This is a genomic window from Methylobacterium sp. WL120, from assembly GCF_008039465.1.
In the GTDB taxonomy this organism is placed as follows: Bacteria; Pseudomonadota; Alphaproteobacteria; order Rhizobiales; family Beijerinckiaceae; genus Methylobacterium; species Methylobacterium cerastii.
Map to the genome: position 1 here is coordinate 1 of NZ_VRUT01000159.1, position 10804 is coordinate 10804.

Consider the following 10804-nt stretch of genomic DNA (forward strand, 5'->3'; position numbering starts at 1 on the left):
GCGCCGACGCGGCCGCGCTCGGACGCGCCGACCGCGCTAAAGCTGCCGACCTCGCCGCAGCCGACGCCAAGGCCGCCCGGCCGGCGGGCCAATCCGCTGCTACGACCCGCGACGCGCCCGCCGCGCCGGCAAAGGCCAGCCCACATCGGACGGGTTTTGGGACGCCGCGTCCCGCGACAGCTTCGACAGGACCCGTCACCCGCGACGCCGATACGGCGCGGCCCACGGCCGACGCGCCATCCGAGACGAAGCCGGCTACCGTCCAGGACGCCGCGGCGCCCCCGCCCACGGAAGCGGCGAAGCTCGAGGGCGGCCCCTCCGCGTCGGACCACGGCAAGGCGGAGCTTGCCGCGGCGGCGCCCGAGGACGCCAAGGCGAAGGCCGAGGCGCCGTCATCCGACACGAAGGCCTCTGATGCGAAGACTGCCGAGGCGAAGACTGCCGAGGCGAAGGCGCCGGAGATCCAGCTCGCTGCGCCGACGATCGCGCTCATCCTAGATGCTCCGCCTCCATCACCACCGGCGCCGACCGGCCGCTCCGCGACGCCGCCCGCCACTACTGCAGGCGCAGCGGCGGCCGTCGGCATCGCCGGGACGGCAGCGGGCGCCGCTCCGGCCGAGGCCGCCGGCCGGCCGGGCGCTGCGGCGAGCGCGAAGGGCGACGACGCGGTCGCGGGAACGGATGCGGGTGCCGCGCCTGCGACCAAGGCCGACCTGTTCGCCGCGCTGACCGATGTGGCCTCGGCCGGGCCCAGCACCCCGGATCCGATCGCCAGGACCCAGGCCGCGTCTTCCGGTCAGGCGTCGGCCGCCGCGGACAAGGCTCCGGTCGCGGCGGCCGCGCCGCCCGTGCCGCTCGGACAAGTCCCGATGACGATCGGACTGCGCTCGCTCGCCGGTTCGAGCGAGTTCCAGATCCGGCTCGATCCGCTTGAGCTCGGCCGCGTCGACGTCACCCTCGACATCGACAAGGACAAGGGCACCGTGACCACGCATCTCGTGGTCGAGCGCATCGAGACCCTGGCGATGCTCCAACGCGACGCCGGCAGCCTGCAGCAGGCGCTGGCCCAGGCCGGGCTAGACCCGTCGCAGGGCGGCATCACCATGTCGCTGCGAAGCGACGGCGGCTCGGGCGGCGAGGCCACGCAACGCGACGGCCGGCCCGGCCGCGGCAACGCCCTGCCCAACACCCCTTCCGACGCCGCCGTCTCGGAGGTTGCGCCCCTGCGCATGCTCCGGGGCCTGAGCGGCCTCGACATCCGGATCTGAGGAGGCCCACCGATGACCAGCGGCATTTCCAGCCTGACGAGCGCGGCCGCGTCGAGCGCCGCGGGCAAGACCGCCGACAGCGCGACGCTGGCGAGCAACTTCACGCAGTTCCTGACCCTGCTGACGACGCAGCTCAAGAACCAGAACCCGCTCGACCCGATGGACACCAACCAGTTCACGCAACAGCTGGTGCAGTTCGCCCAGGTGGAGCAGCAGCTGAAGGGCAACGACCGCCTCGATAGCATCCTGGCCAACAGCAAGGCGGCGAGCTCCGCTTCCGCCACGAGCTACATCGGCAAGACCGTCACCACCGACGGCACGACCGCCGACCTCAAGGACGGCTCGGCGACCTGGAACCTGACGCCGGCGCGCGACGCGACCAAGGCGGTGGTGACCATCTCCGATTCAAAGGGAAACGTCGTCGGCACGCAGACGACGTCGCTCGCCGCTGGCAGCCAGACCTTCTCGTGGAACGGCAAGAACTCGTCCGGCCTCGCGGCGCCGGAGGGCACCTACACGATCAAGGTCTCGGCCTCGGACGCCACCGGCGCCACGGTGCAGGTCGCCACGGCGACGAGCGGCAGCGTCGACAAGGTCGACCTCAGCGGCGCGAGCCCGGTTCTGATCATCGGCACCTCGCGCGTGCCCCTGTCCAGCGTCACCGGGATCGGGTTGTCCACAACCTCGGGCTGACGAATCACTTCCGAGTGATCCGCTTCAACATGTTTTAAGCTCGCGCAAGTAGGTTGGTGTCTCGACAGGTCAGTCGAGTTGTAGAGCGTACCATGACCGAACCGCACCGCCCGAGAGTGAAATACGTGATCGGGCCAGATGGAAGTCCACTGACGATCGCCGACCTGCCGCCTACGAGCACCCGTCGATGGGTGATCCGCCGGAAGGCCGAAGTGGTCGCCGCCGTCCGCGGCGGCCTCCTGAGCCTGGAAGAGGCCTGCCAGCGCTACACCCTCACCACCGAGGAGTTCCTGAGCTGGCAGTTCTCGATCGACCAGCACGGCCTTGCCGGCCTGCGCACCACGCGCATCCAGCATTACCGCCACTGACTCGACCCCGTGCCCCGTCCGACGCGGTCCAGTCCGCGCGGTCGACGCCGGTTTCACGCGAAGCCGTATCCGCCACCCCGCGGATGCGGCTTCGCTGCGTTCCGGGCTTCGCGTGGGACCAAGCCCTCCACTTCGTTAACCACACGCTAACCACGGCCTGGGCAAATTCTGCCGGGTGGCGCCGTCGTCGGCGCCCCCCAGGGGTGGGTGCGTAACAGCCGTGAAGCCGGTTCTCGATCTCGTCACCAAGCTCGGACCGGCGCGCCTCGCGGCGATGGCCGCGGTGACGCTGACGCTGATCGGCTTCTTCGCCTTCGTCATCCTGCGGGTCTCGCGCCCCGACATGGGCGTGCTGTTCGCCGACCTCTCGGCCTCGGACGCGGCCGCGGTCGTGCGCGACCTCGACGCCCGCGGCATCCGCTACGAGACCAAGGGCGACACCGGCCAGACCGTTCTGGCGCCGCGCGCCGACCTTCCGCGCCTGCGCATGGACCTCGCCGGCAAGGGCCTGCCGAGCCAGGCCGGCGTCGGCTACGAGATCTTCGACAAGGGCGACGCCTTCTCCTCGACCAACTTCGTCCAGAACGTGAATCACCTGCGCGCTCTCGAAGGCGAGCTGTCGCGCTCGATCCGGGCGATCGGCCGGGTCCAGGCCGCCCGCGTCCACCTCGTCATGCCCGAGCGTCGCCTGTTCGAGCGCGACCGCGAGCAGCCCAGCGCCGCCATCGTCCTGAAGCTGATGGGCGACCTCGACGCGGGCCAGGTCCGCGCGATCCGGCACCTGGCGGCCTCCGCGGTCGAGGGCCTGAAGCCCGAGCGCGTTTCGATCGTCGACGAGCGCGGCCGGCTGCTGGCCGACGGCGCCCGGGGCGAGCAGGGCGAGGCCGGCGCCTTCGAGGAGAAGCAGACCGGCCTCGAGCGCCGCCTGCGCTCGCAGATCGAGGAGATCGTCGCCGGCATCGTCGGGCCGGGCCGGGCCCGCGTGCAGGTCTCGGCCGAGCTCGACCTGAACCGCGTCGAGAGCCGGTCTGAGACCTTCGACCCCGAGAGCCGTGTCGTGCGCTCCAGCCAGACCCGCACCGAGGCCTCGCAGACCGCCAACTCCGAGGGCTCGGTCAGCGTCGGCAACGAGCTGCCGGGCGCGAACCAGGACAAGGCGCCGGCGCCCAAGGATTCCTCGAACAAGAACGAGGAGACCACAAACTACGAGATCTCCAAGGTCACCCGGACCGAAGTGGTCGAGGGCGGCCGGGTGAAGCGCCTCTCGGTCGCGGTGCTGGTCGACGGCGCCTACGTGCCGGGCGCCGACGGCAAGGTCGCCTACCAGCCCCGCCCCGCCGCCGAGATCGAGCGGATCGCCGCCCTGGTGCGCAGCACCGTCGGGTTCGACAAGGCGCGCGGCGACCAGATCGAGGTGGTGAACCTGCGTTTCGCCGAGGCGCCGGCGCCCGCCGACTTCGTCGAGCCGACGCTGGTCCAGTCGCTGCTCAGCCCGAGCAAGGAAGACGTGCTGCGGATTGTGGAACTGGGCGTGCTCGCGCTGCTCACCCTGATCGTGCTGATGGCGGTGGTGCGCCCGCTCCTGCGCCGCGTGCTCGCCTCCGACCCGTCGGCGACGCCGATGATCACGGTGGTGGCCGGCGCAGGGATCGAGGCCGCCGCCGACGGCACCATCCTGGTGCCCGAGAGCAAGACCGCCAAGCTCATGGAGTTCGCCAAGATCAACGGGCAGATCCAAGCCGACACGGTGCAGCGTGTGGTCGACATGGTCCGCGCCAGCCCGTCCGAGACTGTGGAGGTCCTGCGCAACTGGATCCAGGAGACGCCGTAGGCGGTGCGGTTCGAGCGAAGATTTCGGTGGCTTGAGGAGAGAACGGGACGATGGCGGCGGGTACGGGACTGGGTCAGAGCTTGCAGGATCTCGGCGGGACGACGTTCGCGTCGATGCCTGGCCCCCAGCGTGCCGCCGCCTTGTTGCTGCTCCTCGGCGAGGCCGAGGGCGCGCCGATTTGGCAGCGCCTGGAGGAGGACGAGATCAAGACGGTCTCGCACGCCATGGTCCAGCTCGGATCGCTCGAGGCCGAGACCGTCGAGAAGCTGATCATCGACTTCGTCTCGCGGCTCTCGAGCGGCGGCGGCATCACCTCGAACTTCGAGCGCACCGAATCGCTGCTGCTGAAGATCTTTCCCACCGAGCAGGTCTCGTTGATCATGGCCGAGATCAAGGGCGCCTCGGGCAAACGCGTCTGGGCCTCGATCGCCCAGGTCGACCCCGAGATCCTCGCCGCGTTCCTGCGCAACGAGTACCCGCAGACCGTGGCCGTCGTGCTGTCCAAGGTGCGCTCCGACTACGCGGCCAAGGTGCTCACCCTGCTGCCTGAGGAGTTCGCCATCGACGTGCTCAACCGGATGCTGCGGATGGAGACGGTGCAGAAGGAGGCGCTGCGCCACATTGAGGAGACGCTGCGGGTCGAGTTCGTCGCCACCATCGCGCAATCCGCCCGCCGCGACGCGCACGAGATGATGGCCGACGTGTTCAACGCCTTCGACCGGCAGACGGAAAGCCGCTTCCTTGCCGCCCTCGACCAGGGCAACCGCGGCTCGGCCAAGCGCATCCGCGAGTTGATGTTCACCTTCGAGGACCTGCTCAAGCTCGATCCCGGCAGCGTCCAGACGCTGATGCGTTCGGTCGACAACGAGACCCTGTGCCGGGCGCTGAAGGGCGCCGACGAGCGCGTGCGCGGCTTCTTCCTGGCGCAGATGTCGACGCGCGCCGCCAAGAACCTCACCGACGAGATGGGCTCGATCGGCCCGATCCGCCTCAAGGAGGTGGACGAGGCCCAGGCCAAGATGACCGAGCTGGCCAAGGACCTCGCCGACAAGGGTGAGATCATGATCGCCAAGAACAGTGCCGAAGAGGAGCTGGTCTATTGAACGCCCGATCCAGCGCGACCACGACGCCGTTCCTGTTCGAGACCGACTTCCGCCGGCCGCAGCCGAGCCGCGAGAGCATGCGCGCGGCCGAGGCCGCCGACGAGGCCGCTTCCCAGGCCCACGCCCGCGGCGTGCAGGAGGGCCGCGCCCAGGCCGAGGCGCAGGCGCAGGCGCGCCTGTCGGACGCGATGACCCGCCTGTCGCTCGCCGCCGCCGGGCTCATCGCCCAGGCCGACGCCCGCGACGCCGAGCGCGAGGACCAGGCGGTCGAGGTGGCGGTGCTGCTCGCCCGCAAGATCGCGGGCGACGCCCTCGACGCCCGGCCGCTGGCCGCGATCGGCGAGGCGGCGCGCGCCGCCCTGCAGCACCTGCGCGGCGTGCCCCACCTCGTGGTGCGCGTCCACGACGGGCTGGTCGAGGAGGCCGAGAGCCTGATGAAGCGCTTGGCGCGCGAGCGCGGCTACGAGGGCCGCCTGGTGGTGCTGGGCGATCCCGACATGCCGTCGGGCGACGCCCGCATCGAGTGGGCCGACGGCGGGATCGTGCGCGAGCGCGCCCGCATCGAGGCCGCGGTGCTCGATGCCCTCGGCACGTCCGTCGAACCCTGAGCGATCGAAAGAACCCGATGTCCGACGATTTCAGCCTGCCGCAGCTCGGCGACCAGGACCCGTCCTTGGCGGGCGAGGAATCCATCCGCGACACGCCGACCACCCCGAAGAGCGCCTCCGACCTCGAACAGCTCTTCGACGTGCCGGTGATGGTCTCGGCGGTGCTCGGCGCCGTGCGGATGCCGATCGGCGACCTGCTGCGCCTCGCCCCCGGGGCGGTTCTCGAACTCGACCGCAAGGTCGGCGAGGCGGTCGACATCTTCGTCAACAACCGCCTCGTCGCCCGCGGCGAGGTCGTCCTGGTCGAGGATCGCCTCGGCGTGACGATGACCGAGATCGTCAAGGGCGACCGCTGACCCCCTGAAATTCGCAGCCTGCGCCTCGCCCTCGACGGCGGAGCGGCCCGCGGCGCCACGACACCTGGAACGGAGACACCGCGATGCGGCTCTTGATCATCGGACGGCTCAACGGCGAGCTGATCACCGCCTCGAAGATCGCGATGAACCGCGGCGCGGCGGTGACGCAAGCCGACGGCGTGGCGCAGGGGATGAACGTCCTGCGCGCCAAGGGCGCCGACCTCGTCATGATCGACGTCGGGCTCTCGATCCGCGACCTCGTCGCGGCGCTCGCCGAGGAGCGCATCCGCACCCCCGTCGTCGCCTGCGGCGTCACCACGGACGCGAAGGCCGCCGTGGCCGCGATCCAGGCCGGCGCCAAGGAGTACATCCCCCTCCCCCCGGACCCGGACCTGATCGCCGCCGTGCTCGAGGCGGTCTCGGCGGACGGGCGCGCCTTCGTCTGGCGCGACGCGTCGATGGAGAAGGTGGTGCGCCTGGCCGAGCAGATCGCCCGCTCGGAGGCCTCGGTGCTGATCACCGGCGAGAGCGGCACCGGCAAGGAGGTGCTGGCGCGCCACGTCCACCAGAAGTCGGCGCGTGGAAACCGCCCGTTCGTCTCGGTCAACTGCGCCGCGATCCCCGAGGCCCTGCTCGAATCCGAACTGTTCGGCCACGAGAAGGGCGCCTTCACCGGCGCCGTCGCCCGGCGCATCGGCCGGTTCGAGGAGGCCAACGGCGGCACGCTGCTGCTGGACGAAATCTCGGAGATGGACGTCCGCCTGCAATCCAAGCTGCTGCGGGCGCTGCAGGAGCGGGTGATCGACCGCGTCGGCGGCTCGGCCCCGGTCAAGGTCGACATCCGCGTGCTCGCCACCTCGAACCGCAACCTCGCCGAGGAGGTCCGCAAGGGCACGTTCCGCGAGGACCTGTTCTACCGCCTGAACGTGGTCCACCTTCGGCTGCCGCCCCTGCGCGAGCGCCCGGCCGACATCCTCGAACTCGCCGCGCACTTCGCCAAGAAGTACGCCGAGGTGAACGGCGTGCCGGTGCGGCCGCTCGGCCGCGCCGCCCAGGAGATGGTGGTCAAGAACCCGTGGCGCGGCAACGTGCGCGAGCTCGAGAACACCCTGCACCGGGCGGTGCTGCTCGCCTCCGGCGCGGAGATCGGCGCCGACGCGATCCTGACGCCGGAGGGCGATTCCATCGCCGCGCCCGTCGGCGCCGCGACCCGGGCGGCGCAGGTGGCGGAGGCCGCCACCCGCGGCCTCGTCGGCCGCACGGTGGCGCAGGTCGAGTGCGACCTGATCCTCGACACCCTCGACCACTGCCTCGGCAACCGCACCCATGCGGCCAAGATCCTCGGCATCTCGATCCGGACGCTGCGCAACAAGCTCAACGAATACGTCGGCTCGGGGCTCGATGTGGCCGAGCCCGGCTGCGCCCGGGCCATCGCCGCCTACGGCTGATCTGCGGCGTCCGTCGGCTCGGACGCTTCCCGCGCGCGGTGCTCGGGCAAAGTGACCCGCACCACGGTGCCGGCGCCGACTTCGCTCTCGAAGGCGAGGCGGCCGCGGTGGCGGTTGAGGCTGTGCTTGACGATCGCGAGCCCGAGGCCGGTGCCGCCCTTCTGCCGGCTCGACGCCACGTCGATCCGGTAGAAGCGCTCGGTGAGGCGCGGCAGGTGCTCCGGGGCGATGCCCGGCCCGTCGTCGCGCACGCTGAGCACGATGCGGCTGCCGTGCAGCGCGTCCCGCGTCCGATCCAGGGCGACGACGACGCTGCGGCCGCCGTACTTCACCGCGTTCTCGATGAGGTTCTCGACGACGCGGAGCAACTCGTCCGGCTCGCCGAGCACCGGGTACGCCCCCTCGCCCGCTTCCAGGGTGATGGCGACGCCGCGGGCGGCAGCGAGCGCGCCCTGCGCGTCGACCATCTGGCGGGCGATCGTGCCGAGGTCGACCACCTGCGTCGGCGCCACGTGTTCGCGCAGCTCGATCCGCGAGAGCGAGAGCAGGTCGTCGATCAGCCGGGTCATGCGCTGCGCCTGGCTGTGCATGATGCCGAGGAAGCGCTCGCGCGCCGGCGCGTCGGCCCGCGCCGGCCCCTGCAGCGTCTCGATGAAGCCGAGCAACGAGGCCAGCGGGGTGCGCAGCTCGTGGCTGGCGTTGGCGACGAAGTCGACGCGCATCGCCTCCAGCCGCCGCGCGGCGGTAAGGTCGCGCAGGAACAGGACCACGTTGGGCTGGCCGCCGTCCGGCATCGGCAACGCGCCGATCTGCACCTCGAAGGCGCGCTCCGTCGGCACCCGGACGGCGTAGGTGGTCTTCGAGGGCGCACCCGTGCGCAGGACCGCCTCGACCGCGTCGAGCACGTCCGGCGCCCGCAGGGCGAAGGAGAGCGGGTGGCGCAGGCGCAGCGTCGGGAGCAGGGCGCGCGCCGCCGGGTTCGCCTCGATCACCACCGCGCGGCGATCGACCAGGATCACCGGGTCGGGGATGTTGGCGAGCAGCGCCTCGGCCACCGCGTGGCGCTCGGTCTGCCGCAGGCTCGGCGCGGCGGCGATGGCGTCGCGCCCGCGGGCGGCAAGAACGCCGCCGACGCAGACGGCCGCGAGGCCCGCGGCGATCAGCGGCCCGTCGAGGAGGTCGCGATGGTAGGCGAACAGGCCGACGAGCGACACGGCCGTCGCGGCGCCGGTCCAGGCCGCCCGGCCGATCGCGCGCTCAGGCATCGCCGGGGCCGCCGCGGGTCACGGGTCTCCGCGCGAACGGCCCGCCCGTTTCACGATCTCGTAGGCGCCGAGCATCGCCAGCGCGGTGACGAAGGGGACGACGTAGTAGCAGATCCGGAACAGCAGCAGCGAGCCGAGCACCTGCTCCCGCGGCAGGCTCGACAGCGCAAGCAGGATCGTCGCCTCGAACACGCCGAGACCGCCGGGCGCGTTCGATGCGATGCCGAGCATCGCGGCGAGCACGTAGATCGCGAGGAAGGTGGTGAAGCCGATCGCGAGGCCGGCCGGCATCAGCACGTAGAGGACGGCCGCCGCCGCGCAGACGTCGCCGATGCCGACCACCATCTGCCCGAGGGAGACCGATGCGCCTGGCAGCTCCAGGCGCCATTGCCGGATGGTGACGTGCCGGCGCTTGGCCGAGACCCAGGCGAGATAGCCGAGTACCAGCGCTAGCGCGAACAGCCCGACGCCCTGGTTGATCCGGATCGAGGTGAAGGCGAGGCCGGCGAGCTGGCTCGCCTCGATGATCAGGCTTAAGCCCAGCACGACGCCCATGCCGAGCCAAAAGGTGAAGCCCGCGATCACCGTCAGCGCCGCGATCTTCGCAGCCGTGAGCCCCTGGCGCGAGTAGATCCAGTAGCGGATCGTGCCCGCCGTCAGCAGCGGGAACCCGAGGGTGAAGCTCACCGCGTAGCTCGTGAACGAGGCGAGCGCCGTGATCCGGTAGGGCACCGTCACCCGCAGCTGCCGGAGCGCGAGGGCATCGTAGCCGGTGAGGAACAGGTAGCTCACGAAGACGAACAGGAAGGCGAGGCCGAGCTGGTCGGAACTCGCGTCGACGAAGGCCTTGCGCAGGTCCGCCCAGGTGACGGTCTGGACGAGCTTCCACAGGACGCCGAGCGAGACGGCGAACAGGATGATGCTGGCGGCGGTGCCGAGCCACGCGTAGCGGCTGCGCGAGCGCTTGCTCGCGGCGCCCTCGGCCGCGGTCGTTGCGTCGGGCAAGGTCGTCCCGGTGGGATCCCGCTCGGCATGATCGCGCGTTCCGCGATGTTGGTCGTGGACGTTCATTCCGATCGGCGTCCGCCTCCGCCGGATATCCCGCCCGGCCGGCGAGCGGGCCGCGGGTTCGATGCCGGATGTTTCGGGCCGTTGCCCGTTGCCCCGCATGTAGGACCATCGGCGCTCCAAGGCCAGCGACGCGCGTTCAGCCACCTGTGGCCGGCGACCGCGGCGGTCTCATCCGGTCGCTGCCCCGCCGCTTCTCGCCGCGCCGCATGTCCGCAGGATGACGCCGGCCTGCCTGAGCCCGGCGCGGATGCGCGCGGAGACATCGGGCGCTGTGCAGACGTAGGTCGGGCTCGGATGCGGGATCATGAGCACCGGGAGGTCCGGCCGTAGTGCGGCGATCGTGTCGCCGGCCATGCCGGCGACGCGGCCCGCGAGCACGACGACGGCGAGGTCGGGCAGCAGCGCGGTGAGCGGAGCGAGGCAGGGCGCGGCCGCCTTGATCTCCGAGCGGCGCGGCGCCCGGTTCAGCGCGCCCTCGGCATGGATCACGAAGGGGATCGCGTTCCAGATCAGCGTGTCGGCGCGGGCGATGTCCGCCTCCGCGAGGAAGCGGAACAGGTTGGCCGCGGTCCCGGTCGGGTTGTCCCGCGAGACGAACCCGGTGCGCCCGATCGCCGGCCCCGGAGTCTCCAGCAGGAGCAGCAGGCGCGCGCGGACGCCGCCGTCGAGGGGGTCCGGATCGGGCACTGGCGCGCCGAACTCCGCGGCGATCCGGGCCGCCAGCACGCGCAGCGGCGCGACGTGGGCGCCGTCGCGGAGCGTGCGCCAGGCGGTGCCGAAGGCCCCGCTCGCC

Annotated in this window: 11 protein-coding genes; 8 read left to right on the top strand and 3 right to left on the bottom strand. The window is 71.6% G+C overall.

From position 1 onward, the window contains the following. The 8 genes from FV229_RS28240 to FV229_RS22140 form a co-directional block, all read left to right on the top strand. Window positions 1-1268, top strand: a 1268-nt coding sequence (locus FV229_RS28240) for a flagellar hook-length control protein FliK (protein WP_246688288.1), incomplete at its 5' end; no start/stop codon positions are given. A gap of 12 nt (window positions 1269-1280) precedes the next feature. Beyond that, window positions 1281-1961, top strand: coding sequence for a flagellar hook capping FlgD N-terminal domain-containing protein (locus FV229_RS22110; protein ID WP_147754025.1), 681 nt, complete (start codon window positions 1281-1283; stop codon window positions 1959-1961). A gap of 92 nt (window positions 1962-2053) precedes the next feature. Next, window positions 2054-2329, top strand: a complete 276-nt coding sequence (locus FV229_RS22115) for a DUF1153 domain-containing protein (protein ID WP_147728884.1) — start codon at window positions 2054-2056, stop codon at window positions 2327-2329. A gap of 220 nt (window positions 2330-2549) precedes the next feature. Then, window positions 2550-4160, top strand: coding sequence for a flagellar basal-body MS-ring/collar protein FliF (gene fliF, locus FV229_RS22120; RefSeq protein ID WP_147754026.1), 1611 nt, complete (start codon window positions 2550-2552; stop codon window positions 4158-4160). Window positions 4161-4210: 50 nt separating this feature from the next. Further along, window positions 4211-5263 carry a flagellar motor switch protein FliG gene (locus tag FV229_RS22125; RefSeq protein WP_147754027.1) on the top strand — a complete coding sequence of 351 codons (1053 nt, stop codon included), beginning with the start codon at window positions 4211-4213 and terminating at the stop codon, window positions 5261-5263. Further along, a complete protein-coding gene (locus FV229_RS22130) occupies window positions 5260-5871 on the top strand; it encodes a FliH/SctL family protein (protein WP_147754028.1) in 612 nt (203 codons plus the stop codon). The genes FV229_RS22125 and FV229_RS22130 overlap by 4 nt, the downstream gene beginning before the upstream one ends. 17 nt (window positions 5872-5888) lie before the next feature. After that, window positions 5889-6227 carry a flagellar motor switch protein FliN gene (fliN, locus tag FV229_RS22135; RefSeq protein WP_147754029.1) on the top strand — a complete coding sequence of 113 codons (339 nt, stop codon included), beginning with the start codon at window positions 5889-5891 and terminating at the stop codon, window positions 6225-6227. An 83-nt stretch (window positions 6228-6310) separates the two neighbouring features. Next, window positions 6311-7675, top strand: a complete 1365-nt coding sequence (locus FV229_RS22140) for a sigma-54 dependent transcriptional regulator (RefSeq protein WP_147754030.1) — start codon at window positions 6311-6313, stop codon at window positions 7673-7675. On the opposite strand, the gene FV229_RS22145 is transcribed toward FV229_RS22140, so the two are convergent. From FV229_RS22145 to FV229_RS22155, 3 genes are all read right to left on the bottom strand, one after another. After that, window positions 7666-8940 (bottom strand): ATP-binding protein, encoded by a 1275-nt coding sequence (locus FV229_RS22145; protein ID WP_147754031.1) that lies wholly within the window; start codon window positions 8938-8940, stop codon window positions 7666-7668. The genes FV229_RS22140 and FV229_RS22145 overlap by 10 nt on opposite strands. Before the next feature lie 18 nt (window positions 8941-8958). Beyond that, complete coding sequence (locus tag FV229_RS22150) at window positions 8959-9945, bottom strand: lysylphosphatidylglycerol synthase domain-containing protein (RefSeq protein ID WP_238272158.1); 987 nt, start codon at window positions 9943-9945, stop codon at window positions 8959-8961. A gap of 234 nt (window positions 9946-10179) precedes the next feature. Continuing rightward, the coding region (locus FV229_RS22155; protein ID WP_147754033.1) for a uracil-DNA glycosylase at window positions 10180-10804 on the bottom strand (625 nt) is incomplete at its 5' end.